The organism is Sphingobium fontiphilum, from assembly GCF_014196635.1.
In the GTDB taxonomy this organism is placed as follows: domain Bacteria; phylum Pseudomonadota; class Alphaproteobacteria; order Sphingomonadales; family Sphingomonadaceae; genus Sphingobium; species Sphingobium fontiphilum.
In genome coordinates this window covers 106,127-131,327 of the sequence record NZ_JACIEB010000004.1, presented here as the reverse complement: position 1 = coordinate 131,327, position 25,201 = coordinate 106,127, and the positions used below count along the sequence as shown (strand labels likewise).

General features: G+C 62.0%; 27 protein-coding genes and 1 pseudogene. 11 read left to right on the top strand and 17 right to left on the bottom strand.

The window, feature by feature from the left end; all coding sequences use genetic code 11:
* Nucleotides 1–45 precede the first annotated feature (45 nt).
* The 5 genes from GGR44_RS09810 to GGR44_RS09790 form a co-directional block, all read right to left on the bottom strand.
* Nucleotides 46–279: a hypothetical protein gene (locus GGR44_RS09810; protein ID WP_183955409.1), complete on the bottom strand. Its 234-nt coding sequence runs from the start codon at nucleotides 277–279 to the stop codon at nucleotides 46–48.
* A gap of 453 nt (nucleotides 280–732) precedes the next feature.
* On the bottom strand, nucleotides 733–1,113 hold the full coding sequence (locus GGR44_RS09805; RefSeq protein ID WP_183955408.1) for a VOC family protein: 381 nt from the start codon (nucleotides 1,111–1,113) through the stop codon (nucleotides 733–735).
* A 15-nt stretch (nucleotides 1,114–1,128) separates the two neighbouring features.
* Nucleotides 1,129–2,352 (bottom strand): cytochrome P450, encoded by a 1,224-nt coding sequence (locus tag GGR44_RS09800; RefSeq protein WP_183955407.1) that lies wholly within the window; start codon nucleotides 2,350–2,352, stop codon nucleotides 1,129–1,131.
* 89 nt (nucleotides 2,353–2,441) lie between these two features.
* Nucleotides 2,442–3,605: an acyl-CoA dehydrogenase family protein gene (locus GGR44_RS09795; protein ID WP_183955406.1), complete on the bottom strand. Its 1,164-nt coding sequence runs from the start codon at nucleotides 3,603–3,605 to the stop codon at nucleotides 2,442–2,444.
* A gap of 32 nt (nucleotides 3,606–3,637) precedes the next feature.
* Nucleotides 3,638–4,351 carry a GntR family transcriptional regulator gene (locus GGR44_RS09790; protein WP_183955405.1) on the bottom strand — a complete coding sequence of 238 codons (714 nt, stop codon included), beginning with the start codon at nucleotides 4,349–4,351 and terminating at the stop codon, nucleotides 3,638–3,640.
* An 87-nt stretch (nucleotides 4,352–4,438) separates the two neighbouring features.
* Between GGR44_RS09790 and GGR44_RS09785 the strand changes: the two genes are divergently transcribed.
* The 3 genes from GGR44_RS09785 to GGR44_RS09775 all read left to right on the top strand — a co-directional run bounded on the left by GGR44_RS09785 (nucleotide 4,439) and on the right by GGR44_RS09775 (nucleotide 6,267).
* Nucleotides 4,439–4,885, top strand: coding sequence for a hypothetical protein (locus GGR44_RS09785; protein WP_246344522.1), 447 nt, complete (start codon nucleotides 4,439–4,441; stop codon nucleotides 4,883–4,885).
* Between the two features lie 168 nt (nucleotides 4,886–5,053).
* Complete coding sequence (locus GGR44_RS09780; protein ID WP_183955404.1) at nucleotides 5,054–5,440, top strand: carboxymuconolactone decarboxylase family protein; 387 nt, start codon at nucleotides 5,054–5,056, stop codon at nucleotides 5,438–5,440.
* An 11-nt stretch (nucleotides 5,441–5,451) separates the two neighbouring features.
* Entirely contained in the window at nucleotides 5,452–6,267 is an 816-nt protein-coding gene (locus tag GGR44_RS09775) for an SDR family oxidoreductase (RefSeq protein WP_183955403.1), read from the top strand.
* A 44-nt stretch (nucleotides 6,268–6,311) separates the two neighbouring features.
* On the opposite strand, the gene GGR44_RS09770 is transcribed toward GGR44_RS09775, so the two are convergent.
* Both GGR44_RS09770 and GGR44_RS09765 read right to left on the bottom strand, forming a co-directional pair.
* Nucleotides 6,312–8,735, bottom strand: a complete 2,424-nt coding sequence (locus GGR44_RS09770) for a TonB-dependent receptor (protein WP_183955402.1) — start codon at nucleotides 8,733–8,735, stop codon at nucleotides 6,312–6,314.
* A 139-nt stretch (nucleotides 8,736–8,874) separates the two neighbouring features.
* The gene (locus GGR44_RS09765; protein ID WP_183955401.1) at nucleotides 8,875–9,525 is read right to left on the bottom strand and encodes a TetR family transcriptional regulator; all 651 of its coding nucleotides are present in this window, start codon (nucleotides 9,523–9,525) and stop codon (nucleotides 8,875–8,877) included.
* Between the two features lie 215 nt (nucleotides 9,526–9,740).
* Here GGR44_RS09765 and GGR44_RS09760 point away from each other — a divergent pair, with 215 nt between their 5' ends.
* Nucleotides 9,741–10,199: a VOC family protein gene (locus GGR44_RS09760; RefSeq protein ID WP_183955400.1), complete on the top strand. Its 459-nt coding sequence runs from the start codon at nucleotides 9,741–9,743 to the stop codon at nucleotides 10,197–10,199.
* Nucleotide 10,200: 1 nt separating this feature from the next.
* Here GGR44_RS09760 and GGR44_RS09755 read toward each other — a convergent pair whose 3' ends face one another.
* Genes GGR44_RS09755 through GGR44_RS09745 form a run of 3 tightly spaced genes read right to left on the bottom strand, consistent with a single transcriptional unit; the run spans nucleotide 10,201 to nucleotide 12,589 of the window.
* On the bottom strand, nucleotides 10,201–10,947 hold the full coding sequence (locus tag GGR44_RS09755) for a TetR/AcrR family transcriptional regulator (protein WP_183955399.1): 747 nt from the start codon (nucleotides 10,945–10,947) through the stop codon (nucleotides 10,201–10,203).
* Between the two features lie 8 nt (nucleotides 10,948–10,955).
* Nucleotides 10,956–11,324 carry a nuclear transport factor 2 family protein gene (locus GGR44_RS09750; RefSeq protein ID WP_183955398.1) on the bottom strand — a complete coding sequence of 123 codons (369 nt, stop codon included), beginning with the start codon at nucleotides 11,322–11,324 and terminating at the stop codon, nucleotides 10,956–10,958.
* Between the two features lie 14 nt (nucleotides 11,325–11,338).
* The gene (locus tag GGR44_RS09745) at nucleotides 11,339–12,589 is read right to left on the bottom strand and encodes an acyl-CoA dehydrogenase family protein (RefSeq protein ID WP_246344512.1); all 1,251 of its coding nucleotides are present in this window, start codon (nucleotides 12,587–12,589) and stop codon (nucleotides 11,339–11,341) included.
* Between the two features lie 207 nt (nucleotides 12,590–12,796).
* Between GGR44_RS09745 and GGR44_RS09740 the strand changes: the two genes are divergently transcribed.
* The 3 genes from GGR44_RS09740 to GGR44_RS09730 are packed head-to-tail and all read left to right on the top strand — an operon-like array spanning nucleotide 12,797 to nucleotide 16,333.
* Nucleotides 12,797–13,633: an SDR family NAD(P)-dependent oxidoreductase gene (locus GGR44_RS09740; RefSeq protein ID WP_183955396.1), complete on the top strand. Its 837-nt coding sequence runs from the start codon at nucleotides 12,797–12,799 to the stop codon at nucleotides 13,631–13,633.
* Between the two features lie 17 nt (nucleotides 13,634–13,650).
* Nucleotides 13,651–15,228, top strand: coding sequence for a phytoene desaturase family protein (locus GGR44_RS09735; RefSeq protein ID WP_183955395.1), 1,578 nt, complete (start codon nucleotides 13,651–13,653; stop codon nucleotides 15,226–15,228).
* Nucleotides 15,229–15,238: 10 nt separating this feature from the next.
* Nucleotides 15,239–16,333 carry a phosphotransferase gene (locus tag GGR44_RS09730; protein WP_183955394.1) on the top strand — a complete coding sequence of 365 codons (1,095 nt, stop codon included), beginning with the start codon at nucleotides 15,239–15,241 and terminating at the stop codon, nucleotides 16,331–16,333.
* A gap of 40 nt (nucleotides 16,334–16,373) precedes the next feature.
* Here the strand turns inward: GGR44_RS09730 and GGR44_RS09725 are convergent, their stop codons facing one another.
* The gene (locus GGR44_RS09725; RefSeq protein ID WP_183955393.1) at nucleotides 16,374–16,760 is read right to left on the bottom strand and encodes a hypothetical protein; all 387 of its coding nucleotides are present in this window, start codon (nucleotides 16,758–16,760) and stop codon (nucleotides 16,374–16,376) included.
* A gap of 127 nt (nucleotides 16,761–16,887) precedes the next feature.
* Between GGR44_RS09725 and GGR44_RS09720 the strand changes: the two genes are divergently transcribed.
* The 4 genes and pseudogenes from GGR44_RS09720 to GGR44_RS09705 all read left to right on the top strand — a co-directional run bounded on the left by GGR44_RS09720 (nucleotide 16,888) and on the right by GGR44_RS09705 (nucleotide 19,763).
* Nucleotides 16,888–17,670, top strand: a complete 783-nt coding sequence (locus tag GGR44_RS09720; protein WP_183955392.1) for an SDR family NAD(P)-dependent oxidoreductase — start codon at nucleotides 16,888–16,890, stop codon at nucleotides 17,668–17,670.
* A 106-nt stretch (nucleotides 17,671–17,776) separates the two neighbouring features.
* Complete coding sequence (locus GGR44_RS09715) at nucleotides 17,777–18,925, top strand: protein kinase family protein (RefSeq protein WP_183955391.1); 1,149 nt, start codon at nucleotides 17,777–17,779, stop codon at nucleotides 18,923–18,925.
* A 36-nt stretch (nucleotides 18,926–18,961) separates the two neighbouring features.
* Nucleotides 18,962–19,102 (top strand): annotated as a pseudogene (locus tag GGR44_RS17095) (GMC family oxidoreductase N-terminal domain-containing protein); the annotation flags it as partial.
* Nucleotides 19,103–19,235: 133 nt separating this feature from the next.
* The gene (locus GGR44_RS09705) at nucleotides 19,236–19,763 is read left to right on the top strand and encodes an aldehyde dehydrogenase family protein (protein WP_246344510.1); all 528 of its coding nucleotides are present in this window, start codon (nucleotides 19,236–19,238) and stop codon (nucleotides 19,761–19,763) included.
* Here GGR44_RS09705 and GGR44_RS09700 read toward each other — a convergent pair.
* The 6 genes from GGR44_RS09700 to GGR44_RS09675 form a co-directional block, all read right to left on the bottom strand.
* On the bottom strand, nucleotides 19,727–20,104 hold the full coding sequence (locus GGR44_RS09700; RefSeq protein WP_183955390.1) for a carboxymuconolactone decarboxylase family protein: 378 nt from the start codon (nucleotides 20,102–20,104) through the stop codon (nucleotides 19,727–19,729). The two genes, GGR44_RS09705 and GGR44_RS09700, sit on opposite strands and share 37 nt — an antisense overlap.
* 109 nt (nucleotides 20,105–20,213) lie before the next feature.
* Complete coding sequence (locus GGR44_RS09695; protein ID WP_183955389.1) at nucleotides 20,214–20,975, bottom strand: glucose 1-dehydrogenase; 762 nt, start codon at nucleotides 20,973–20,975, stop codon at nucleotides 20,214–20,216.
* 3 nt (nucleotides 20,976–20,978) lie between these two features.
* Nucleotides 20,979–22,283: an MFS transporter gene (locus GGR44_RS09690; protein WP_183955388.1), complete on the bottom strand. Its 1,305-nt coding sequence runs from the start codon at nucleotides 22,281–22,283 to the stop codon at nucleotides 20,979–20,981.
* Entirely contained in the window at nucleotides 22,280–23,353 is a 1,074-nt protein-coding gene (locus GGR44_RS09685; RefSeq protein ID WP_183955387.1) for an SDR family oxidoreductase, read from the bottom strand. Before GGR44_RS09685 ends, GGR44_RS09690 begins: the two co-directional genes overlap by 4 nt.
* 51 nt (nucleotides 23,354–23,404) lie before the next feature.
* A complete protein-coding gene (locus GGR44_RS09680; RefSeq protein ID WP_183955386.1) occupies nucleotides 23,405–23,626 on the bottom strand; it encodes a hypothetical protein in 222 nt (73 codons plus the stop codon).
* A gap of 119 nt (nucleotides 23,627–23,745) precedes the next feature.
* Nucleotides 23,746–24,960, bottom strand: coding sequence for an aromatic ring-hydroxylating oxygenase subunit alpha (locus GGR44_RS09675; protein ID WP_183955385.1), 1,215 nt, complete (start codon nucleotides 24,958–24,960; stop codon nucleotides 23,746–23,748).
* Nucleotides 24,961–25,201 lie beyond the last annotated feature (241 nt).

Here is a 25,201-nt window from a genome sequence, read left to right as displayed (position 1 = left end):
TCGTGATCGCTCACAAGCCTTGGCCGCCAATTGGAGTGCGGCGCCCTAGACTGTTGCGGCTACCCTGTCGCCGATGCGGCAGTCGAGATTCGCCAGGCGGACGCACTTCATGCCGACGACGCCATCCACGCTGCGCGCCGTAACGACCACCTCATCGGGCGAACATTTCGGATTAGCGTGTGGCGCGATGTTCAGAACGACCGCAGACGTCTTGTGGACAGGTTGATCGGCGCAGCCACAAGCTGGGAAAATCAGGGGCAAGACGATGATGGGTTTCATCCGACTGCAATCCCATGCGCTGCGCCACCATGCCCTTCACAGCATCGCGCTCATATGTCACCCGTTCACCCTGAGCAGGGACTGAACTTGTCGAAGGGCGCAGTGGCTGCCCGCACCCATCGGTAGTATCCCGCCTGCCGAAGCAGACAAGCGCTACCGCGCCATGTGGAACGACACGGCCATGGACCGCATGATTGAGGCCATATCGCCTGCGGCAATCCAAGGGCGGTTCAGTTCCGATTGATCCCGCGCCGCGTTGCCAGAACCCCGGGGCGCTCTTGACCATATTATATCACTCGAAGGATCGTCTCCGTCGTTGCCGCGCTGAGTTTGGAAACTGTCCCATCGCGCGCTTCCATTGCTGGCTGGGCCATGCACCATCAAATGCCGGCACTGAACCCATAGGTCCGTTGGCCCGGGCGTGCGCGCGGTCGCACACCCCCGGGCCCAGGATCATTCCGGCGCGTAGCAATAGGCGCAGAATTTATTGCCTACGCCGTCCCGCACATAGGCGCCATATGCGTTCGGCGCGAAGGCCCGCAACCCCGGAGGCCCGTCGCATGCGCCGCCATTGGCCAGCGCAGCGGCATGAAACGCATCGACAGCCGCGCGCGACGGCGCGGCAAGGCCGATGGTGCCGCCATTGGCATAGGTGGCTTCCCCGCCATTGGCGGGTTTCGTCACCATGATGGCAGGCTGCTCGGCGCCCCAGACCGACATTTTTTCCGCATCGAACAGCCGCTTCATCCCCAGAGGGGCAAGAACGGCGTCATAAAAGCGGCGCGACTGTTCAACGTCGTTCGTACCCACCGATACATGTGTGAAAACGCTCATACTCTCTCCTTCGCTTTAAACAGCAGGCGTCCAGACCAATGGCAACGCCACGGGCTGGATCATTCCCAGATGGCATTCGACCTGATGACCCGGCGCGATGCGGAACTCGGGGATACGCGCGAGGAATTCCTCCATCGCGATCCTCAACTCGCGCCGCGCAAGATGCATGCCCACGCAGGTATGGATGCCGAAGCCGAAGCCGACATGCCGGGGACGCCGGTCGAGGCGAACCTCGGTCGGCGCGTCAAATTCGTCTGGGTCTCGCCCGGCCAGCGTGGTGGACATCGCCACCTTGTCACCGGGCATGAACCGGACGCCCGCCACCTCCGTCTCCTTCTTGCAGGTCCGGAAGGTTGTCACCGCCCCATAGGCCCGCATCAGTTCGTCTATGGCATGGGGGATTTCCGACGGGTTGGCGCGCAGGAAAGCCTGATCCTCCCTATCGCCGCCCAGATGTCGGAAATGAAGGCCCATATTGGTGGAGACCGTGTCGAGCCCTCCGATAAACAGGTTGAACATGAAGCCCAGCAATTCGTCGTCCGTCAGCGCACGACCGTCGATCCTGCCCTGGACGCCAAACGTAATCAGGTCGTTGCGCGGGTTGGCCCGCCTGTCTTCTATCTCGCTTCCCAGATAAGCGAGCACATTATTCGTGGCTTCCGCGATCTTCGAGAGGTCGTGATTATGAAGAAGGTTCATCTCCCATTCCATGAATTCAGCGACGCGATCGAGCGGCAGCCCCATCAATTCCATGAAGACCTTGATGGGAAATTCGAATGCGAATTCGCTCATGAATTCGCATTCGCCGCGCGCGGCGAACGCATCGACATATTCGACCGCATATTGCCGGATCTTGTCCTCCAGCGCCGCCATGGCCTTGGGCGTGAAGGCCGGATTGACCATTTGCCGGAATGGCCCATGGGCCGGCGGATCGAGTTCCGCCGGCGAATTGATCCAGTTGCCCCCGACAAGCTTGGAAAATGGCGAAAAATCGGTCGACGAAAAATGATCCGTGTCGAGATAGATTTCGCGCAGATGCGCCATGCGCCGCGGCACCCAGGCCGCGGTTCCGCCGGGATAGGCGTGCGTCGCATAGATGATGTCGGGGCCTTCATGAACCTTCATCGTCATGTCATCGAAAGGATCCCTGGTCGTCGTCGTACCGAAGATGAAGGGAAAATCCTTCCTGACCAGCTCGGAAGGCACATGATCCGGAATCGGCTGCTCGGGAAACATCATCGCTCACTCTCCTTGAACTTCCAGCAGTGCGCCGTGATTCTGGGTCCCGGGCGACGATCAAAAGCCATCGGCCCGGGCGCACCTGTCTTTCAGAAGGACCGCGGCAGATCCAGGCTCTCCGCGATGCCGTTGCGCACCATTTCGTTGGTGATCGGTCCGATGCGCCACAGGCGGCTGTCGCGCCAATATCGTTGCATGTCGGTTTCCGCCGAATAGCCCATGCCGCCCAGAATCTGAATGCCCATGTCCGCCGCCGCATTGGCGTTTTCCGACGCCATCAGCTTGAGCATATTGGCCTCTATCCCAACATTTTCGCCGCGGCTCTGCTTGTCGGCGCAAAAATGCAGCATCAATTCCGTCGTCTTCTGCATGGTCGCTATGTCGGCGACATAATGCTGCAGGCTCTGGAACCGGCCGATGATGCCGCCAAACGCCTTGCGCTGCTTCATATAGTCGAGCGCGTCTTCCAGCACGCCGTCGATCACCCCCAGGCAAAAGGCGCCCACCATGATCCGTTCATTGTTGAGCGTGGGCAGCAGCATGTACCAGGCCTTGTGCGGTTCGCCCAGCACCAGATCGTCGGGCACGAAGGCATCTTCGAAGTGCACCGAACATGACCCCATTGAGCGCATGCCCAGCTTGGCCAACGGCGTGATCTTCACCCCGGCGGTTTTGGTCGGCACCCAGAACAGGGTCAGGCCCTGATGTTTCTTCTCAACCGTTCTGTCGCTGCGCGCGATCACGAGAAGATAATCGGCCACATGAGCCGAAGAGGACCAGATTTTCTCGCCGTTGATCTTCCAGCCGCCGTCCACCCGCTCGGCGGTCGTGGCCATTGCGCCCAGCAGGTCGGTGCCGCCGCCCGGCTCGGTAAAGGCGATGGCGGCCTTCAACTGGCCCGTGGCGATCAACGGCAGATATTTCGCCTTCTGCTCGGCCGAACCATAAAGGCCGATGGACTTGGAACCGGCGAAACTGGTGATGCCCCATATCCATGCCAGCCCGCCAAGCGAGCGGGCCAGTTCGCGCGCCAGCAGCATCTGCATCACGACATCGCCGCCCTGCCCGTCATATTCCTCGGCGATGCCGACGCCATGAAAGCCGGCTTCGGTAAACTTGTCCCACAGCGCGAAAGGATAGTTATGCTCGTCCTTTTCAAGGGCGCGCGCCCAATCCTTGGGCGCTTCATTGTCGACCCAGCGCCGCACCATGTCGCGGAACGAGCGATATTCCTCAGGAAGTTCGAAATCCATTGTCAGTCCTTCAGATTGTGATCCGGTTCGATTCAGGCGCCGGGTTCCGCTTCGCACAGGGCTATGAGGCGAGCAGACATACGGTCGAGATGGTCCAGCACTTCGTCGTGCTTTCCCGCCTTGAATGCGCGCAAGATCGCCTCATGCTGGCTGAGGCCCGTTGCCGATAGCGTCGCAATGCCGTGCAGGAATATGAAGCGTGCGATCAGGCCGCGGCGATCCAGTGTCGAACGCAGCAGTTCGCGGCTTGCCGACGCCTTGATGAAAATGGTGTGGAAATCCAGGCCCGCGATGATCGCGGCCATATGTTCGCCGCTCTCGATCGCCGCCCGATAGCGCATAATGGCCCTTTCCAGCGCCGCCACCTCGATCGCGTCAATGCAGGGCATGCCCCAGACATAGCCCAATCGCCAGAGTTCGGCCTGCACCCGGATAAGGTCGCGCGTTATGGCGAAATCGACGGGCGTCGCCCGTTTCAGCCGATGAGCCTCGATCTCGACCAGCCCCTCCGATGCCAGCGTGCCGAGCGCCTCTCGCACGGGCGTTGCGCTGACATTGAGCTCCTGGGCGAGCGCCGTTTCGCGCAGCAACGCGCCGGGCGGGATGACACCGGACACGATTCGCGAGCGCAGCACGCCCGCCACCGCCTGACGACGAGTCGCCGGTGTCAGCAGAGCAGGCGCAGATTCCCGCTCTTCGTATCTGAGCTCCGCAAAGAGCCCGTCCGAGATTTCGCGAAGTTCCATATTCTATAGAATGACGCTATTTGCATCGCCGCGTCCCTCTCTAACGATAGGGTTCCGCTATTTGACCTGCCGGTAGGACGACCCGATATGCGATGTCCCAAATGCAAAGCGCCTCGCGAGGGTTATGGCCGATGGTGCCATGCCTGCGGCTATGCTGGCGGCGATATACGTCGCGCCCTGTTGTGGACAGCGTTGCCTACGCTGCTGATCGGCGTTGTTCTGGGCGCGCAAATTGTCCATCAGCAACTGTCCCGGCGGGGCAGCAGCCGGAACGAATATAGCAACGCTATCGAAATTCAGGATCGGGCGGGGCGCAGCGCAGCCTTCGCTCAATTGATGCGTGACGCCGGACAGACGTGCGTGAGCACGACCAAATCCCTGTTCAGGGGCGACATCGGCACCAATGCGACATGGGCGCTGCGCTGCAAGGACAGCGGTGACTGGCTTGTTTTGATCGCGTCCAACGGCGCCACCCGTGTCGCCAGTTGCGGCCCGCTGGACAAGGCCGGCACACCGTGCTGGACCCGCCTTTAGACGTTTTCCGGACCTGTCTTCCTAATCCGGAACCCGTTGGTTTTTGACCATGGGTGCCAAGCATATGCCCGCCTCTAATGGCTTTTGCCAGAACGGCCTTTGCATGATCGCCGGCGCCCGCTGGCGACCCGTGCGAAGATGAATTGTCACGACCAGAGAGGATCGATCATGGGTGAAAAACGCGACCAGGCCATGCAGCTTTTGCAGAAAATGCTTGCTCCGGAAATTTCGGCACAGCTCGCCAAAGGTCCGAGCGGTCCGAAATTTGCCGGCGACCTTGGCGAGATGTCCATGAACAACATCTTCGAACCGCTGTGGACCAACGAGACGCTCGATCCCCGGACGCGCAGCCTTGTGACGGTTGCGATCCTCATCGCGCTGCGAGCGACCGAAGAGCTTGAAATCCATTTCCCCGCCGCCATCCGCAACGGCGCCACGCTGGATGAACTGGAACAGGTCATCTACCAGGCCTCCGGCTACGCGGGATTTCCCGCAGCGCATAGCGCCCGGCAGGTGGCGATAGCGGCGCTCGAACGCGCCGGCATGCTCGGTTGAGGCGCGGCGTCATGGACGATTTGCAGGACAAGGTCGCAGTCATCACCGGCGCGGGCAGCGGGATAGGCCGCGCCACCGCGGGCGCTCTGGCGAAACGGGGGGTGTCGATACTCGTTGCCGATATCAATGAGGCGGGAGCCAGCGACGCGGCGGCGGAAATCACGGCGGCCGGCGGCAAGGCCAGCCCCGTCCTCTGCGATGTGGCCGACGACGCCGCGTTCGAAATGCTCAAGCAGGAAGCGCTTTCGCGCTTTGGGCGGGTCGATATCGTCATGAACAACGCCGGCGGCATGACCAGGGGCCTTCCTGAACATGTGCCGCTGGACGAATGGCGCCGGGTCCTCGACATCAATCTGCTGTCGGTGGTGCGCAGCAATCTGGCGTTTCTGCCCCATCTGATCGCGCAGGGAAGCGGCCATATCGTCAATACGGCGTCGTTCGCCGGCCTGATGACCTATTCTTTCGATCGCCTGGCTTATTCGGCGGCCAAGGCGGCGATCATCCAGATTTCAGAGGGGCTCGCCATCTATTTGCGCCCCCAGGGCATCGGCGTCACGGTATTGTGTCCGGGGCCGGTGAAGACCAACATCATGTCCGGGCTTCGTTCCTTCGGGCCGCCCACGGATACGCGCGGGCCGGGGCCGGCATTCGAACTCATGACTGCCGAAGCGGTGGGCGAAAAAGTCGTGGAGGCGATCCTCGCCAATCGATTCATGCTGCCCACGCATGAAAATGTGCGCGATTTCCTGATCGATCGGGCAAGCGACTGGGACGCCTTTATCGATCGGCAGATCAACGCCCCCCATATCGTCGCCCGGGCGACCTGATGAACAAGGGCCGGACCCGCGAACGGGCCCGGCCCCTCCCCCCTTTAGAAGCGATAGCCCAGTTCGATGCCGTACATGCGCGGCTCATTGTATGACCGGGTGAATATGCCAAGGCTGGCCGAGCTGGCCGAGCTGGCATAAGCATAGGTGTCGTTGAACAGGTTGCGGACGAACGCCGCAGCCGTCAGACCGCTGCCGCCGATACCGCTCCATTCCAGCCGGGCATTGACATTTTCATAGGCAGGGAAACTATCGTTGCCATTATAGAAGCGGCTCTGCTGATAATAATCCGCGTTCAGGACAAGCTCGCCGTCCGCCGGGCGGACAGGCAGCACCCAGCGCGCTGAACTGGTCATCGACCATTTCGGCGATGCCGGCGTCAGCGAGGGCAACTGGAGCCCCGGAATGTTCGGCAGAGTATTGGAGAGGATCGTCTGCTTCACATAAGCGAGGGTGTTGGTGAAGGAGAGATTGCGGCTCGGCTGGAACATCACCTCGCTCTCGAAGCCGGTCAGGCGGCGCTTGCCAACGTTGATGCCGATCGAGCTCGACTGCGGCGCCGACGAATCGGTCGACGGCACGATCGCCGAGGTGTTGAACGGCACGACGGCGTTGGAGTAAGTGCCCCGGAAGGCCGACACGTTGAACCGCATCCGGCCCTCACCCAGCCGGAATTCCGACTTGATGCCCACTTCCACGTCCTTGAGCGTTTCCGGCTGATAGGACTGGTAGGGGCGAAGGTCGGCCGGGTTGGGCTGAGGCAACCCGTTGCTGCCGATGCAGATTCCGTTGGAATTGCCCGTCGTGCAGGGCGTCGTGAAACCGGGATAGTTCAACCCGCCTTCGCGATAGCCCTTGCGATGCGTGACATAGGCGAAAATGTCGTCCGTCACCTGCCAGTCCAAACCGATATTGTAAGTGGTCGCGCTTTCCTTCACGAGCGCCTGGCTGGCGCCGGTTGTCGCCGCACATTCATCCGGCCCCACAGACGGTTCCGCCGCTTCGATGGCCGATGTCGGCACAGGGATGTTCGGCGTGACCGAGCAGGCGCTTTGCTTCGTCTTGTTATAGCGAACGCCGCCATTCAGCTTGATGGTATCCGTGATCTTGAAGCCCAGCTGCCCGAACACCGCCTTGTTGGTCTTGTTGGTATAGGCAATGACCCAGGGCGCGCCTGGAGCCGCAACCGGGAAGTTCGACCCTGACAGGCCCCATGGCTGCTCCTTGATGTAGAAGGCGCCAACCAGATAATCGAGCCGATCGTTCATGACGGTGCCGAAGATATGGAATTCGTCGCTGAACTGTTCTTCCCGCACCCGGTTCGACGCATTGATGATGGGCAGCGGCAGGAAAGCGACGCCGTCGGTATTGAGGTCGGTTTCCAGATGGGTGCTGCGATAGCCGAAGATGTTGCGCAAGGTCACGCCTTCGGCGATATCGAACTCCGTCTTGTTCGACACGCCCCACAGGTCGCGATCGAGCCGGGGATTGATGTCCGAGTAGCTCGCGCGCACGCCCAGTTGCTGCTGCAGGGCGAAAGCCGTATCAATATCGTTACCCGGCGGCAGCACGCCGGGAATGGCGCCGCAGCCCGGATTGAAGGCGTTGATGGTGTTGCAATCATAAAAGTGGGCGAGTTGCGGTATCCGCACCAGTCCTGTCGGCAGAACGGCGCTGAGGATGGAGCCCGTGCCTGCTTCTCGCGCCTGGAACCAGTCGAAGATGGTCGTGTTGCGGAACGTGTCCGAGGGCTCGATCAGCAGCGAAGCGCGGAAGCTGTTCTGATGGATATCGTCCATATCCCGCCCGCCGGACAGGTTCTTGGTATAGCCGTCCCGCCGCGTGACCTTCCCCGAGACGCGCAGGGCGACCTTGCCATCGATGATCGGGACGTTCAGCGCCCCTTCCAGATCCTTATAATCATAATTGCCATAGCTGCCGCGCACATAGCCTTCGAAATTATAGGTCGGCGCCTGTGGCGTGATGATCACCGCGCCGCCAATGGCGTTGCGCCCGAACAGCGTGCCCTGCGGCCCCTTCAGCACCTGAACGCTGTTTAGGTCATAGGTAGGGACGTTGGACCCCTGGAACGGCAGCGGGATATCGGCGAAATAGTTGATGACGGCGTTCGGCGCGTTGCCGATCGGAATACGCTGAAGCCCGCGCATCACGACGTTCATGTTGCCGCCCCCGCCCTGGTGGACGAAGCGGATGCCGGGCGCAACGCTGGTAAGGTCGCTGAGGGATCTGACGCCCTTTTCGATAAGGGCTTCCGAGCCCAGGGCAACCACAGAGACGGGGGCCGACTGGGCATTCTCCTCGCGGCGATTGGCTGTCACGATGATGTCGCCGAATGAGGAATCAGCCTCCTGGGGCGCGGCGTTGCCCGTGGATTGCGCCAGTGCGGATGGCGCAGCCACCGCTCCCAACGCCATCATGCTGACCTGAAGATAATATCTTCCTTTCATATTCCATCCTCCCTTTAAGCACGGCGCTATCGGCCGAAATTTCAATTGAACAGGCAGCACAGCCCGGCTGTTCGCCGGGTCTCTTCTTGGGATGATCGCTCATCCATTTTGCTCCGGATCGGCTGGACAAGCCGCCCCTTCAGAGCGCAGCCTCCGACGGAGAAAAAACCGAAAGCGCCACGCCGGCGCATCCGTTCAGAAACAAATCGACCGCATTTTCGGCGGACGCCCGGCTATCGCGGTAGCGATCAACGCTCGACGGCTCCAAAATGACGTTGTTGGTAAAGAAGATGGTCTGGATGAAATGGCGGGCTAAAAAGGGCCCATCGCCGCCGGCGAGCATCCGCCGATCTATCATATCCTGAAAATATTCCTGCAACGGCGCACCCTCGTCCGATCGCAATATGGCAAGGCAACGCCCGCTTATGTCGGGATGGGATATGGATGCGCTCAGCAGCACCCGCACGAATTCATAATAGGGGCGCGCGCCGAAAACGGGACGGAACATACGGCGGATATGCTGTTCGGCAAATTCAACCAGAACATCGCGCACCGGGCGATCCCTTCGCAGAAGCGCTCGTGACATGACCGGGTTGCTTCCGGCCGCGTCGATCATGCACTGCGCGAACAGTTCCACCTTGTCGCCAAAGAGTTGATAGATGGCGATCTTGCCCACGCCAGCGGCCTGCGCAATATCGTCGAGCGTGGCGCCAGAATAGCCGCGATCGAGGAATATTTCGGTAGCCCGGTGAAGGATCCTGATCCGCCTCTGTGGAGAGTCTGTTTCCACCGCTACGGAACCTTCAAAAGCATTGCAAAAGGCCGCAATGTTTGAAGCAACCCGGTTGACCCAGACGCCATTGCAGCATGCTCTCCATCCCTGCCGGATCTTTATCTCGACCATGTCTATTTAAGCCGCCCAGCACCACGGGCCCCCTATCATTCGAAAGGGTTATGTTCACTTGGAGCATCTATGCTGGCTTGTTTTTGACAGGGAGATGGCCGATGGATGCAGCAGCGGGCGCGTTCGGGCCATTATTCCAAATTGGTTATGTCACCCGCGACATTCGGGCCGGTCTGGCGGCGTTAGATGCAATGGGGGCGACCCGCTTAGACCTGTTCGAGGATTTTCGCGATACCGACGGCAATCCCGTCATGATACGCGCCCTTTCCCACCTCATGCTGGGGAATGTCGAGGTCGAGTTGATCGAACCTCGCCCGGATTGGCCGTCCGTCTACATCGCCGCCCTGCCCGAACGCAGCGACCAGATCGCGCTGCACCATCTGGGCTATCGCCAGCCCGATGTGAAAGCATGGGAGGAGGTTCGCGAACGCGCGCTGGCGAGCGGCCTTGCCATTGCGATGGAAGGCGCGACGCCCCGCGCGCGCTTTGCCTATCTGGATACGTGCGACAGCGTCGGCCATTTCACCGAGATCGTATTCCGCGAAGAAGCGGCGATTTGATTCAGTCAGACCGAAGCCCGCTCGGCGAACCGATCGAAGAAGGCCCGCCTTCCCCGTTGCTCCGCCACCAAGGAAGCATGGGCGCGGCTTTGAAAATAGCCCGCCAGAAATAGTCGCTGGCCTGCGCAATGGCCGAGGGATCCGCCTGCAACCCGATGAAGGTGCGTTCAATCATCTCGTCAATATAGGCGCGCGGCTCGACCGACCGCAGCACAAGTCGTCGCCGTCCCTCGATCGTCATGCCCACGATCAGGTCGACCGCAACATCGATCGAGCGGAAGCGCATCTGTCCCTGGTCGCGGGCGGCCATCAGCGCATCGCGGACGACGAGGTCGAACATGCTGGCCCGCGCGAAATAATCGACATAGTCCACGCGGCAGGTAAAGCCGCCCCAGCGCGGATCGTGCCAGGCCCGCACCATCGCCATGGATGCGCCGCCCACGGCCCTGACGAGGGGGTCAGGCACATCGTCGAACAGTCCGCGAAATTCGGCCATCAATTCCGCCAGCATCCGCTCGCCCAGTTCATTCACCGCAGCGTCGAGAGAATCGAAATATTTATAGAAGCTGCCGCGCGACACATTGGCCGCGCGGATCACGTCATCAATCACGAGACTGCCGCTGCCCTGCCCCGGCTGATACAGGTCGAGCACGGCATCGAGCAGCCGCTCGCGCATCCGGGCGCGCCTGATCGCGGCCGCCGCCGTGCGCGGGTCGACAGCGGGGGAAACAGACGCGGCGTCGGACATGGCCCCCTTTATTGCATCGGGTGGAAATAGCGCGCAAGCAAGCTGCCATCCTCGCCGAATATATAATGTTCCATGCTGTGCACACAGACGGGATGCCCGTCATATTCGCCTTCGTTGCGGACATAGATGACCGCTTCGTTGCCGCTCACCTTCACATCCTCGACGACCAGCTTCCATCCGACATATTGCCTGCACAGCGCCTCCAGCTTGTCCCAGCCCTCCTGCACCGGACCGGTGGCCGGATCCTGAACCTTGAAACCGCCCGGTGCGATCGCCCGGAACGCCGCCATGAAATCATCGATGCGGCCCTCGCTGAACATGTCGGCCTGGGTCTTCAGGAATGTCGCGATTTCCTGCGGCGTGGGTTGAGTCGTCATATGTCCTTCTCCTGTCACTTCGTTTCCGCCCAGAGCGGAGCTGGCGCAATGGCGGGCAACAAAGCGATATTGGACGGCTGCCCCGTGATCGCCCGACCATAGAGTTCGAGCGAAAGCTGTCCGTTGAGCGCATTATGGCGGGTGCCGACGCTAAGGTCGCGCCATATCCGCTGCAGGGGGCTCGACAGGGCGAAGGCGCCCGGCCCGGCGACATCCATCAGCCGATTGCCCGCCGTCCGCACCAATTCCATAGCATAGCCGCAATCGGCCTGAATCTGCGCCTTGTCGAAGCCGGACAGCACGCGATGCTGCGCGGTCTCGTCCAGCATCCCGGCGGCCCGGCGGATATGCAGCCAGGCAGAATCGATTTCCATCGCCGCGCGGCCGATCATGCCGATCAGAGCCTCCGAACCGCTTTGCCCTGCATAGGTCCAGCCCACCACCTGCCGCTTGGGCATCGCCTGCGCCACGCCTTCGAGCAAAGCCGTCGCCGCGCCCAGCATCGGGGCGAGCACGCCCAGAGGAAAGAGCGGCTCCATCGGCCAGCGGTCGCGCGGCTCCAGCCCTTCCATCGCCAGAACCGCCTCTGCCGGCGGCGTACGCGACGTCCAGAGGATCAACTCCTCTGGCACGAACAAATGCTGCGCGACGATCATGTTGCTGCCGGAACCGGCCATGCCCGCGACATGCCAATCATCCTCGATCGAACAGGCGGGATCACGCAGATCGAGAAACGCCATCGCCCGTTCAGCGCCCTGATCGGTTTCGATCATCACGCCGTTCAGCGCCCAATCGGCGTGCAGGCAGCCCGATCCGTAACCCCAGCGTCCCGACACGCGATAGCCGCCCGGCGCTGCAACCGCCTTGCCCGAAGGCGCGGAGGCGCTGCAGAACAGTTCGTCGCCGGTCGGAAACAGGCGTTCCATGATGGCCGGCGGCAGCGCGAGCGCGCTTCCGGTGACGCCCGACAGCAAGCCATAGGCCCAGGCGGTGCCGACGCAGCCCTTGGCCAGTTCGGCGACCGTCTCGATATGGGTGATCAGCTTGTGACCCGGCCCACCGGCGCGCGCAGGCGCGGTGATATGGAACAGGCCTGAGGCACGCAACGCTTCCATGACCGCCGGAACGATACGCCGCTCCCGTTCGCAAGCAGCGGAATGCTCCTGCAGCAATGCCCGCATGGATGCTGCAACGCCCACAGGATCGGCTACCGAGGCGACCTTTCGTCTTTCGATCGCCTGCTCTTCCATCGCCAAGCCACTCATCCGCATCTCCTCTCACATCACCGTGAAAAGAAATAATGACATAATTGTCATTATACTGCAAACACTTTCGAGCGGGGGATCGGCCACATCGCCAATCGGCCCCGACCTACCTCCCGATAGGCAGGCGTAAAACACATGTCTTCTAGGGTTCGCGCCACAACCTTAAGCGCCCATACAGGCATGGTGCAAAGAGAGGACTTTCACCCGATGCGTAAAATCGACCTTCCGCCCTTCGATTCCGCCGCTTTCGCCGAAAAATACGGCCCCTGGGCCATGATTGCCGGCGCTTCGGAGGGCACTGGCGCTTGCTATGCGGAGCAGCTTGCCGCCATGGGCCTCAATCTGGTTCTGGTGTCGCGCCGCCAGGAAGCGCTCGATGCCCTAGGTCAGCGCCTCGCCGCCGCCCATGGTATCGAATATCGCGCCCTAACCGGCGACCTGACCCACCCGGGCATGGGATCGCGCCTGGTCGAAGCGACCGCCGATCTGGACATCGGCCTCTATATCTCCAATGCGGGCGTGGATGGCGCGGGCCACAGCTTCTTCGGTTCTCCGGTCGACCGTTCGCTCAAGCTGCTGACGATGAATGCGGCCAATGTGCTGGAAGCCGTCCACGGCTTTGGCAATCGCTTCCTCCAGCGCGGCAAGGGCGGGATCGTCATCATGTCGTCGGGCGCGGGCCTGGGCGGGCAACCCTGGCTGACCATGTATTCTGCGACCAAAGCATTCGAGCTGAACTTCGTCGAATCCCTCTGGGCCGAACTCGATGGCCAGAATATCGACATCGTCGGCGTGGCCGCGCCGATCATGGACACGCCCACGCTGCGCCGCGCGACCGAAGGTCTGGGCATGGACTATAGCACAATCTACGATCCCAATGACGTCTGCGCGCTGGCGCTGGCGCAATTGGGCAAGGAACCGCTGGTGATCGTGCCGGACGGCCCCGACGAAGAGAATATCCCCCAGATCCAGGCCGATCGCAAGGCCCGGCTCGTGGCGCTGGCCGAATGGGGCAAGGCCTACACCGCCGCCGCAAACGCCTGACCGAAAGGATATTGAGCATGACGGATCAGGTCGACGTCGTCGTCATCGGTGCGGGACATAATGGCATGGCCGCCGCCGGCTATCTGGCCCGCGAAGGCAAGAAGGTCGTGGTGGTCGAGCGCATGGCCAAGGTTGGCGGCATGACCAGCTCTGGCTATATGATTCCCGAGGCGCCGGACCATCTGGTCACGCCCTGCGCGGTCGAATTGTTGTTCGCTCGCAAATCCGGCATCATCGAAGATTTCGAACTGCACAAATATGGCCTGCGCACGGTCGATCCCGATCCGACCTATGCCTATCTTCATCCGGACGGCAGCTCGATCGCGCTTTTCTATGATTATCATCGCACGGCGGACGATATCGCGCGGATCAACCGCAATGACGGCAAAGCCTATCTGGAGTTCATGAAGACGCTGAACGTCATGATGGACATCGGCTTCCCGCTGATGATGGCGGAGCCCGGGCGACCGGACGTCGGCAACCTGTCGAAAATGATCGGCAGCGCCGTTCGCAACGTGCGCCTGAAGGACGAACTGATCGCGATGTCGAAAGCGACGGCGGACCAGATTGCCTGCGAACGGTTCGAACATCCTGCGACCATCGCCCTGCTGCTGGGCATCGCCGCTGGCGCAGGGCCGATCGACGACGATGGCAACGCGGCAGCCTATATGATCTTCGCCGTCACGCATAAATATGGCACAGGCAAGCCGATCGGCAGCCTTCAGTCCTTTTCCGACGCCCTCGCCCGCAGTATCGAGGCGTCGGGCGCGACGATCCAACTCAACGCCGGCGTCGCGGAAATCCTGGTGGAGGATGGCGCCGCCAGGGGCGTGCGGCTGGAGGACGGTCGGGTCATCCGGTCCAAGATGGTGATCGCCACCTGCGATCCGCGCACCGCGATGCGGCTGACGACGCCCGGCGGCGTGCCCCGGACGCTGATGCAGCGGATCGAACATGCGCCCGCGAACCGCTCCAACGCGGCGCCGTTCCTGGCCAATGTCGCCATGTCGGGTCCGCTGACGCTCAAGAAGCATCAGGACATGCGCCATGACGACGCCGATCTGAACAAGGCGGTCGGGCTGGTCGGCACGCCGGAGGAGGTGCGCGAGGCGTTCGCCGCGGCCCGTCGCGGCGACATTCCGGATCGCCACGCGGTCTCGCTCAGCCCGCTGTCCAATTCCGACCCGACGCAGGCGCCTCCGGGCGGATCGCTCGCCTATATCTACCTGCCGGGCATGGCCGTCGATGCCCGCGAAGGCTGGTCGCCCGCGCTCAAGGACAAGACCATGTCCTCGATCCTCAACCATCTGGGCGAATTTTACGATGGCTTCGACACCGAGGTCGGCCGCTTCGTCGAGACGGCGCGTGAGCGCGAAAAGCGCCTGAATGTCACCAACGGCTGCGTCACCCATATCGACTTCGGCGCGCTGCGGTCCGGGGTGCACCGGCCGGCAACCGGCTTTGGCGGCCCCAAGCCGCCCTTCCCCGGCTTCCTGATCGGCGGCGCGGGGGCGCATCCTGGCGGCGGCGTGTCCGGCATTGCGGGACGCATCGCGGCAAAGCGGGCGTCGCGCGAACTCAAGAAAATGAAATAAGGGCGACCGGATGACGACCATGCCGAATCCGGTCGGCATTCCCGCCAGGCTGGAGGACGTCACGCCGCAATGGCTGACGCGGATCATGCAGGCGCGCTATCCGGGCATCGTGGTCGAAGCGATGGACGAGGTGTTCCTGCGCAACAGCCACACGACCAAATATCAGGTCAGGCTGACCCTCAACGACGTCGGCAAGGCGGCAGGCATTCCCGAAAATGTCTGCCTGAAGGCGAATTGGGCGCAATTCGACAGTCAGGGCATCTGTCGCCTTGAAGCCCGTTTCTACGAAGATTTCCGCCGCCATGTCGCCTTCCCCGCGCCCCTGTCCTTCTTCGAGGCCTGGGACCCGCGGCCGGACAGCGGCCAAGGGCTGGTCGTCATGGAGGACCTGTCGATCGAAGGCGGCCATTTCGGCATCAGCACCGATCATATGGGCGTGGAGGAAGCCGCGCGGGCGATAGCCAGCCTTGCCAGGATACATGGCGCCTTCTGGGACAGCCCGACCCTTCATGCAGCGGACTGGCTGCCGGTCTCGATGGCGAACCCGGTCGATGTCCAGCAGTTGAACATGATGTACAGCTTTGCCGAGCAGAACCACGCACGGCCTGACTATCAGTCCTTCCTGCCCGGCTGGATCAAGAATGACCTGTCCCGACTGCACAGGGTGTTCGACGCGCTTATCGATTTCGCGCAGACCAAGGAGCAGGGGCCCTGGTGCCTGGTCCATGGCGACAGCCATCAGGGCAACAGCTATGTCCGCCCCAATGGCGAGCGTGTCTGGCTGGACTGGCAGTTGGTGCGCAAGGGCAGGCCGATCCGCGACTTCACCTATTTCATCCTTGGCGCGTTGACGATCGAGGAACGTCGCGCCAACGACCGCGAATTGCTGCGCCACTATCGCCGCTGCCTCGTCGAAACGGGCGCCCAGGGCGTGCCGGACGACGACACGCTTTGGGAATATTACCGGCGCTGGCCGCCTTATGCCATGCAGTCATGGCTGGCGAACATGGACGAATGGGGGCAGAAAGGCGCGCATATCGTCGAGCGCATCTATGTCGCTGGCGAGGATCTGGGCACGGTGTCGGCGCTGGGCGTCCATTTCTGAACGGAAAAGGGCCGATTTGCAGCAACGCTGGCAGAATGTCCTACCAGCGCCGCCGCATCTGGAACGCGGTGCGCCGCTGACGCAGGCTCTTCTCCCACTCCATAGCGTCGACCATCGGCGTATCGCGGGGCAAGGCATCGCACAGTGAATCGAGGCGCACGGTGCGCAGGCTCGGTGGAGGCCCGCTGGATGCCTCCGTCCAGCGGAGCATGATGGCGCGCTGACGATTGCCGCCCGGATCAAGCCAGTTGTAAACGCCGGGGTCCTCCAGCGCGATCACCGCCCGGCAACGGGCGTCCGCATCAATCCGCGCCCGCTCGCCATTCAGGCTGGACTGGTGGGTCATCCAGTCGACCGTGCTCCAGGTGAGGTCGCCCAGTTGCGCATTCCAGTCCCGCACCCGGTCAGGCAGTTCGGTTTCCAGCAACAGTGCGTGCCTGCGGGAATATCGAACAGGCCTTGATAAAATGCTGGCCCGCCACGCCCCCCACCACCCGACAGGTGAGATCACGCGCCCGTCATGGCCGGATCGCCACAAATGACAGGAGAGGTCGATGCCGCTGGATTATGCCGCGCTGTTCGGGCTGGAGGGAAAGGTGGCGGTTGTCACCGGGGCCGCCCAGGGCATGGGAGAGGGCATCGCCCTTATGCTGGCCAATGCGGGCGCGGCCGTCGCCCTGACCGATATTCAGGCGGATGCGGTCGGCGCGGCGGCCGACCGGATCAATGCCGCCGGCTTGCGCGCTTCGGCCTATGTGATGGACATGGCTGACGAAGCGGCGATCATCGCCGGGCTGGACGCCGCCCGCGCCGAATTCGGGCGGCTCGACATCTTGGTCAATTGCGCCGGATTACAGGACCGCAATTTCCTGCAGAACACCAGCAGCGCCTTTTTCGATCGCATGATGGATGTCAATTTGCGCGGTCCCTTCATTGCCTGTCGTGAGGCGGTTCGGATCATGCGCGCCGATGGCACGAAAGGTCGGATCGTCAACATCGCATCGAACAGCGCCTTTCATGCGACAGCGCCTAGCCTGCTCGCCTACGCCACGTCAAAGGCGGGCGTCGCGGGCCTGACACGGTCGGTCGCCATGGAAACGGCGGCGGAAGGCATCACCGTCAACGCGGTCTGTCCCGGCAATACCCAGACGCCCGGCCAGATGACTTCTACCGGTCCGGTCTTTCCGCCCGAACAGATCGCCAAGTTCATGCCGCCCGTCGGCAGGGTCGGCCAGCCAGCCGACATTGCCGTCGCCGTCCTGTATCTCGCCTCGCCGGCCGCATCCTACATCACCGGACAGACGCTGGTCGTCGATGGGGGGCAACTGACCTGTTAGCCCGATCCTGCCGTCGCATGTCCCCTGACGGCGATTATGCGTCCCAAACCTGCCCCGCCCCGGCGGCCAAAGAATATCCAACCAGTTTAAAGAGAGGAATCCCATCATGAATGCCGCCGAAGCCGAACCCGATGCCGTCATCGACCGCCATCTCGTGGCACGGCCCTATCCGGCGCGGACAACGCCCCTGCCGCATGGGCGGTTCACGCCGGATGCGGAATGGCTGGGTTCGCTCATGGCCCATAAATATCCGGGAGTCGTCGCCCAATCCATGGAGGTGGTGCAACTGTTCGACAGCCATACGACCAAGCTGCGCGTCGCCGTCGAATGGAACGATGCGGGCAAGGCCGCAGGGCTGCCCCGCAACCTGTGCATCAAATCGAACTGGTCCGGCATGTTCGACAATGTCGACATCCACGCGCTGGAGGCCCGCTTCTATCATTTCCTCACGAGCGAAATGACGGCAAACACCGCCACCTGCTATTATGCCGACTGGGATGATGATGGTTCCGCAAGGGGCGTCATCGTGCTGGAGGATCTGAACGAACGTGGCGGGAAATTCGGCCATTCGACTCAACATGCGGGCGTAGACGGCGTGGCGAGCGCGCTCGCCGACCTTGCAAAACTCCATGCCGGTCTGTGGGACAGCCCGCTGATCACGCCCGACGCCGCGCCCTGGCTGCCGACGTCCATGCATATCCCTGTCGATTATGATCAGGTCCGCATCATGTGGCACTGGATCGGCGAAAATCTGAAAGACCCCAATTTCCGCGCGATCGCTCCCCAACATTATCTCGACGATCCCCGTCGGGTGGAGCGCGCCTATGACCGGCTGGTGGACTTCGAACGGGCTTTCGATGCGCCTTATTGCATCATCCTGGGCGATTGCCACCAGGGGAACACATATATGCTTCCCAATGGCGAACGCATGTGGGTCGACTGGCAACTGGGACGGCGCGGACGTCCTTGGCGCGACCTGACCTATTTCACGGTCGGTTCGCTGACGATCGAAGAACGGCGTCATAGCCATCGCGACCTGATCGCGCATTATCGCGACTGCCTGATCAAGGAAGGCGCGACCAACGTGATCGACCTCGACACGATCTGGAACGAACAGATCCCGCGCTGGGTGATGTATGGCATCCAGGCGTGGGTGGCGAACATGGATCATTGGGGCCAGAACGGATTGCCGATGAACGAACGCTTCTTCGTGGCGGGTGAGGATCTGCACAGCTGGACGCTGCTGGGGGAATGATGGACCGGGCCGGCCAAAGCGGGCGATCAGCAAGTCTACGGGCGGGGCGAGGTCATCGTCAGCGCGGGCGCCGTGCAAAGCCCCAAATTGCAGCAACTGTCCGGCATCGGCCCCCGCCAGTTGCTTGAAAGGCTTGGGATTGAGGTGCGTGTCGATGCGCCAGGCGTCGGCGCGAACCTGCGCGAACATCGCTATCTGGGTTTCACCTACAAGGTGCGCGGCAACAGCCTCAACCAGAAGCTGTCGGGCCTCGGCCTTGCCTCATCCGTGCTGCGTTGTCTTTTCGCATCGCAGGGTCTTTTGACCCGGCATGCAGGTCGCCAATCCGCTCGATCACCTGCTCGTGGCGCTGGATCATTCGACGCGCGACGACAGCGTCCGCCTGCCGGTCGACATCACCCCGGACCCGTTCAATCCCGACGGACCCAAGAAGATTGGCGGGACCGCCGTGGTCCGCGAGCCGGTGGGCGTGATCGCCGACATTACGGGCTATAATTTCCCCTTCCTCATCAACCTGGCGAAAACCGTTCCCGCGCTGCTCGTGGGCAACACGCTGGTGCTCAGGCCGTCCCCCTTTATCCCCTTCTCGGCATTGCTGTTCGGCGAAATCGCGAACGAGATCGGCCCGCCCAGAGGCGTGCTCAACATCGTCACCGGCGGGCCGGATGTCTGCGCTTTACCCCGCTTGGATCATCAGCCGTCAAGGGCGATCCGTGCGACCACCACGGCCCTGCCCCGGACGGCGCGAAAACCGGATGAAAGTCGCCCCGGCTTCGTCGTTGCGTGGGGACAGGTCGCCTTTCAGCCCGCCTTGTCCAATATCTGCCTTGCTATCTGACGGGCGCTGGCCGCCGCGGGAAAGCCCGCATAGCCGCTGGCATGGTAGACGACCTCTTCCAGTTCCTTGCGGGTCACGCCATTTTTCAACGCGATAGGAAAATGATAATGAAGTTCCTCCGTAGCGCGCAGGGCGATCAATATGCCCAATGTGACCAGACTGCGCTCCCGCCGTCCGAGGCCTTCCCGGGACCACAGCGTGCCGAAGGCATATTGCACCGCCAGTTCGCCAATCTCCCCGCCGAACTCGTCGCTGTCCGCGGCGGCCTTCATGCCCGCCACCGCTTCCGGGCCAAGCATGTCGTTGACAACTTCATAACCCATCTTGAGCACATCATTCATGGACCACACTCCCATTGTGTCATTTTCGATCACGGCATTGCAAATGCGGCTTCGACATCAGAAGATTTTTCGCTCGACTTCAGACGACCTGCAACCAGTCAGGGTGAAATCAGGCGGTTTGCCCCGATGAACCGCCACTGGCGACCAGCGCCTGCCCGGTGATGAAGGACGCCCGGTCGGAGAGAAGCCACAGCGCCGCCTCCGCTATTTCGAGAGGCGTTCCCATCCGGCCCATCGGCCCGAACATGCGATCAGGCGCGATCCCCTGATCCGCGATGAAATCACGCATGCCTTCGGTATCTGTCGAAGTCGGGCAGACCGCGTTGATGCGGATGGACTTCGATGCGAATTCGCTCGCAGCGCTTCTGGTTATGCCGATCAGTCCGAATTTGGAGGCGGTGTAGGGAATCATCCTGGGCGTGGCGGCCAGACCCGCCAGCGACGCGGTATTCACGATCGTGCCGCCGCCCTGCTGCAGCATCTGGCGGATTTCATGCTGCATACACCACAACACGCCGGTCAGGTTGACGGCGAGATAACGGTTGAACATCGCGGCGTCGACGTCGAGCAGCGATAATGGCGTATGGCCGATGCCCGCGTTGTTGAAGGCGCAATCCAGCCTGCCATAAGCCTTGACCGTGGCGGCCACGAGGGCGGCGACATCCGCCTCGCTGGTCACGTCGGTGGCCATTGCCTGCGCTTCGAACCCCTGGCTTCGCAAGTCGGCGGCGACGGCTTCGACGCCATCGCCATTCACGTCCGAAAGCATCAGTCGTGCGCCTTCCCGCGCGAAAAGCTCTGCCGCGGCCTTGCCGATTCCCGCTGCCGCGCCTGTGATCAACGTGGCTTTGCCGTCCAGCTCCTTTGCCATAACTTATCCCTTCTCGATGCTTTTTTCTGTTACTGACCGCCGCCAGCGGCTCATTGCGACAAGATAGGCGGCTGCCGCCAAGACCTGTAAACCCGCAAGAATGGCCATCGCGGGCCGCAGGCTGTCCGAGCCCATGGTGGGAAGGTAGATGTCGGATATCCGGCCTACGAGCAACGGCCCCAGACCCGACCCGATCAGGTTGCACAAGACGGCGAACAGACTGAAGGCGACGCCGGTCAGATGCGGCGGCGCCATTTCTCCGATCGCGGCGTTGCTGGGACCGGAATAGGCGATCGCCGTAATCCCCCAGAGGCTGAGCGCGATCATGGCGACCAGCGTCGTTCCCGCCGCCACCGCAGCGATGGCGGCCACACCGTTGGCTATGGCGCAAAGCGCGATCACCAGCAGCAGTCCGCCGGGCCGGCGCGCCTCCGCCTTGTCGGCGATGACCGCCAGCGTCAGGCTGCCAGCCGTGCCGAACACGCCCAGCCCCAGCGCCACGGCGGCGCCCGCCTGCGGCAAGGTCAGTTCATGCACCCGCATCAGGAAAGATACGAGCCAGGCGCCAATCCCCGCATTCACGGACGAAAAGAGGATGGAGCCAACATAGACGGGCCGCAGGCGCCTGTCCTTGAGCAGTGCCCAGACATCGCGCATCATCCCGGTGCCGTCATGCTGCCGCGTCGCTGCGCGCGGCGGTTCGGGAATGATCAGCAATATCGCCAGCGCCAGCACAAGACCCGGCGCCCCGTAAATGAAAAAGACCGACCGCCAGCCATAGTGTGTGGCGATATACCCACCGGCCATGAAACTGACGATCACGCCCAATCCTGCGCCAGCGAAGAACAGGCTGGAGACGGTCGCGCGCTTTTCCTTGCCGAACAGGGGATGCAGGATCGAGAGCGACACCGGCGCGCCGCCCGATTCCGCCGCGCCGACCAGGACACGCGCTGCGGCGAGGTGCCAGAACTGCGTCGCCATGCCGCACAGCACGGTCACGCCGCTCCATATCGCCACCAGCGACGCGAGCAGCCTGACCCGATGCGTCCGCTGGATCATCCAGCCGATCGGGATGCCCACGACGGCATAGGCGACGCCGTAAAGGATTCCCGTGGCAAGCCCGACCTGCGTGTCGGTCAGCCCGAATTCAGCCTTGAACAATTCCTGCGTGACGATGATCGCGTTGCGATCGAGCAGATAGAAGAAATAGACCAGCGTCGTGAGCGCGAGAACCACCAGACGGCGATTGCGGCTGGGCAGCGGACCTGCCTGTTCCGCCGCCTGCTCACCGCCTGCGGCAGGGATCACGCCTTGTCGCCGTGCTGCAACGTCCCTGTCAGGCCGCCATCGACCAGAATGTCGGTGCCCGAAATGAAGGAGGCCTTGTCAGACGCCAGGAACTCCACGACGTTGGCGATTTCCAACATGGTCCCCTCCCGTTCGATCGGCGTCGCCGCCAGCAGGTTGTATTTCATGGGCTGCTTTTCGAATTCCAGCGCGCCCATCGGGGTTGCGATCAACCCCGGCGACAGCGATACGATCCGGACGCCTCGCCTGCCGAATTCCTTGGCCCGACGCTTGCACATGCGATTGAGCGATGCCTTGGAGAGGAGATAGGCGTTCGACGAAGTCGCCTCTTCCGCCCCCACCAGCTCCTCCAACTTGTCGATCATTCCTTCCAGAAGCGGCGCATCAAGCAAAGCCTGAACCTCTGGCGACAGCGGCTTCATATGGCCGGCCATGGACGAGATGTAGATCGCGCACCCGCCGCTTTCCAAGATCGGCAGGAATGCTTCGGCAATACGTGTAGCGCCCACGATGTTGACAGCAATGAGGGTGCGAAAATCGCCCATGCTGGGGGACAGGCCCACGACATTGGCTAGCGTGCGGACATTCCCAGCCTGCTTCGCGGCCGCCGCCAGCGCGTCAACCTGCGTCTGGTCCGTCACGTCGCAGGCGATGGCCTGCGCGTCGTAGCCGTCGCCCCACATCGCTGCGGCCATGCTGGTCGCGTGGTCCAGATTCCTGTCCGCCAGCAGGATCCGATGACTTTGTCCCAGGCGGCGGGCGACGGCCATGCCCATGCCGCCTGCTCCGACGACGACCGCCAGGGGCCAATCCGGTCGCTCGCTCGTGCCGACTTTCACCATGATATTGCTCTCCCTCAACGCTTTGGCCATCACTGGGCCTCCGTGGCGCATGGCTTCGGCAGGAAAAAACATTATCCTCTCCCTGCCGGCCTGCTCCGCATTCAGACGATATGCGGGCTTTCCACCTTGGCGTGGGCAGGCAGCCCTATCGACCGGCAGGATGCGGCAGAACTCTCGGGTTTTAGCGGATGCGTGGCGCCTTGCCCGCCGCTCAAGCTCATCGCCCAAACCAGCGGCCACGGCGTTTTCATCGGGCCCGTGAATGTTGCCGAACCCAGTTTAGGGAATGATCGTCATGTCGGGATAACGGCGTTTCAGTTCTTCGCGAATAACCGCAAACGCAACATCGCCACCCCACATCCACGACCAGATCTTGGCATTGGCCTTGCCCGAAAGGTCGTCCAGACGATCTGCAAAGACGGTCGCCACGCGCTCGCGCTGACCAAGCGGCCACACGATCTCGATCGCCTCGCTACCGTCAACGACGCAGTGATTGTTCATACCACTCTCCCGCAGATCGAATCCTGGCTTGGATCCTGTTATCCCGACGAGTGTTCGGCGCGACGACGCGATGCAAAGAAGATACTGAAGTCGCCGCTTTTTTCGTCAACGGCGCCCGATCATGCGCTTCGGGGCGCCATGAAAGATGCGATGCGCGGGTCTACCCGAAGGTCGGCCGGCACGCGCTCCGCCCCGATGCGGCGGTCGATCTCTTCCTCGAACCAATAGAGCGCGCGTTCCTGATAGCCGGCCCAGATCGACGGGATCGCGCCGTTTCTGAGCGATTGCTGGATGTTTTCGAACAGGCACAAGTCCTCCGACAGGATATGTTCGGTCGCCTTGCGCATGCCCTGCCAATAGTCCCTGTCAGCCTCGCTGTCGGATTCCCAACCCATCTGCCGCACTTCCATGATCGACCGATCCGGACCCGCAGGCCAGAAACATTGCAGGTTGAAGCCCACCGGGTCGAGGGAGAAGAAGGTATTGGGAAATGTCGGCAAGGCGATGGTGTTTTCGAGAAACACCTGCGCGATGTCGTCCGGCCGCACCGGTGGCGTCGCGAACAGCGACTCCCCTCCCTTCTTGCGCGTCCCGAACCGCATATGGCCGCCTTCATAGAGAGCGATCACGAAACTGCGCGAATCCAGATGGGGGGCGAGCGTCGTGGGATGGACCGTATTGACATGATAGATTTCGAGAAAATTATGATAGGCGATCTTCCAGTTGCAGGACATTTCTATGGTGAAATGATCTTTGACCACCATCCGGTCGAGCGGATATCCCTCGGTCAGCGCCACGAATTCGCCCAGAAAATCAAGCAAAGGCTCGGCGTCATCATCGAAGTTGATGAATATGAAGCCCTGATAGGTATCGCACCTGACTTCTGTAAGACCATTGTCAGCCTTGTTCAGGCAGGCGAAGTCATGCTGGCTGGGGACCGACTTCAGCGCCCCGTCCAGATCATAGCCCCAGGCATGATAAGGGCAGATGAAGCGCATCGCCCGCCCCTTGGGTTCGAGCAGAAGCGGTGAGCCGCGGTGACGGCAGGCATTGTGGAATGCGCGGATTCGTCCATCCTTGCCGCGCGAAATGATGATGGAGCGGTCCAGATGCTGGAACAGGCGATAAGAGCCGGGCTCCGCCAGTTCCGATGCGATGCCGGCCAGCAGCCAGCTCCGGTTCCAGACCCCTTCCCTCTCGAGAGCTTCAAACCGCGGATCGGTATAGCGACCCGCTGGAATGGGCGGCAAGGCCGGGAAATCGGATGGATGTTCCGATCGCTTGAGCTGCTCGTCCATCGTGCGGTTGAGCAATTCCAAGGCGGCTGCGCGCATCTCTTCTCTCCTAGACCCTTCAGGCTCGTTTGCCCCAGACTGGGCGCATGGCGGATCAAGAAACCTATATTCGGATAGGGTTCCTGCCAGCGCGACACTTTCATACCGCCTCGGAAAGCTCTGCGATCTCTTCGCACGACTTCCGGCGCGCCCGACAGGGAATCGCCGTGCAAAAGGCCTCGCCACCTGTGCTGCCGCTCGGCATAACAAAAAAATGGCGCTGGCAGAGGAAAGGACCGAC

Excerpts from the sequence above, each read along its gene's own strand:
- GGR44_RS09730 (WP_183955394.1), top strand. The coding sequence starts at position 15,239 with ATGACGACCATGCCGAATCCGGTCGGCATTCCCGCCAGGCTGGAGGAC.
- GGR44_RS09795 (WP_183955406.1), bottom strand. The coding sequence starts at position 3,605 with ATGGATTTCGAACTTCCTGAGGAATATCGCTCGTTCCGCGACATGGTG.
- GGR44_RS09700 (WP_183955390.1), bottom strand. The coding sequence starts at position 20,104 with ATGAATGATGTGCTCAAGATGGGTTATGAAGTTGTCAACGACATGCTT.
- GGR44_RS09770 (WP_183955402.1), bottom strand. The coding sequence starts at position 8,735 with ATGAAAGGAAGATATTATCTTCAGGTCAGCATGATGGCGTTGGGAGCG.
- GGR44_RS09695 (WP_183955389.1), bottom strand. The coding sequence starts at position 20,975 with ATGGCAAAGGAGCTGGACGGCAAAGCCACGTTGATCACAGGCGCGGCA.
- GGR44_RS09750 (WP_183955398.1), bottom strand. The coding sequence starts at position 11,324 with ATGACGACTCAACCCACGCCGCAGGAAATCGCGACATTCCTGAAGACC.
- GGR44_RS09790 (WP_183955405.1), bottom strand. The coding sequence starts at position 4,351 with ATGGAACTTCGCGAAATCTCGGACGGGCTCTTTGCGGAGCTCAGATAC.
- GGR44_RS09760 (WP_183955400.1), top strand. The coding sequence starts at position 9,741 with ATGGATGCAGCAGCGGGCGCGTTCGGGCCATTATTCCAAATTGGTTAT.
- GGR44_RS09755 (WP_183955399.1), bottom strand. The coding sequence starts at position 10,947 with ATGTCCGACGCCGCGTCTGTTTCCCCCGCTGTCGACCCGCGCACGGCG.
- GGR44_RS09720 (WP_183955392.1), top strand. The coding sequence starts at position 16,888 with ATGCCGCTGGATTATGCCGCGCTGTTCGGGCTGGAGGGAAAGGTGGCG.
- GGR44_RS09785 (WP_246344522.1), top strand. The coding sequence starts at position 4,439 with ATGCGATGTCCCAAATGCAAAGCGCCTCGCGAGGGTTATGGCCGATGG.
- GGR44_RS09780 (WP_183955404.1), top strand. The coding sequence starts at position 5,054 with ATGGGTGAAAAACGCGACCAGGCCATGCAGCTTTTGCAGAAAATGCTT.
- GGR44_RS09805 (WP_183955408.1), bottom strand. The coding sequence starts at position 1,113 with ATGAGCGTTTTCACACATGTATCGGTGGGTACGAACGACGTTGAACAG.
- GGR44_RS09705 (WP_246344510.1), top strand. The coding sequence starts at position 19,236 with ATGCAGGTCGCCAATCCGCTCGATCACCTGCTCGTGGCGCTGGATCAT.
- GGR44_RS09735 (WP_183955395.1), top strand. The coding sequence starts at position 13,651 with ATGACGGATCAGGTCGACGTCGTCGTCATCGGTGCGGGACATAATGGC.
- GGR44_RS09680 (WP_183955386.1), bottom strand. The coding sequence starts at position 23,626 with ATGAACAATCACTGCGTCGTTGACGGTAGCGAGGCGATCGAGATCGTG.
- GGR44_RS09775 (WP_183955403.1), top strand. The coding sequence starts at position 5,452 with ATGGACGATTTGCAGGACAAGGTCGCAGTCATCACCGGCGCGGGCAGC.
- GGR44_RS09675 (WP_183955385.1), bottom strand. The coding sequence starts at position 24,960 with ATGCGCGCAGCCGCCTTGGAATTGCTCAACCGCACGATGGACGAGCAG.
- GGR44_RS09810 (WP_183955409.1), bottom strand. The coding sequence starts at position 279 with ATGAAACCCATCATCGTCTTGCCCCTGATTTTCCCAGCTTGTGGCTGC.
- GGR44_RS09800 (WP_183955407.1), bottom strand. The coding sequence starts at position 2,352 with ATGATGTTTCCCGAGCAGCCGATTCCGGATCATGTGCCTTCCGAGCTG.
- GGR44_RS09715 (WP_183955391.1), top strand. The coding sequence starts at position 17,777 with ATGAATGCCGCCGAAGCCGAACCCGATGCCGTCATCGACCGCCATCTC.
- GGR44_RS09740 (WP_183955396.1), top strand. The coding sequence starts at position 12,797 with ATGCGTAAAATCGACCTTCCGCCCTTCGATTCCGCCGCTTTCGCCGAA.
- GGR44_RS09745 (WP_246344512.1), bottom strand. The coding sequence starts at position 12,589 with ATGAGTGGCTTGGCGATGGAAGAGCAGGCGATCGAAAGACGAAAGGTC.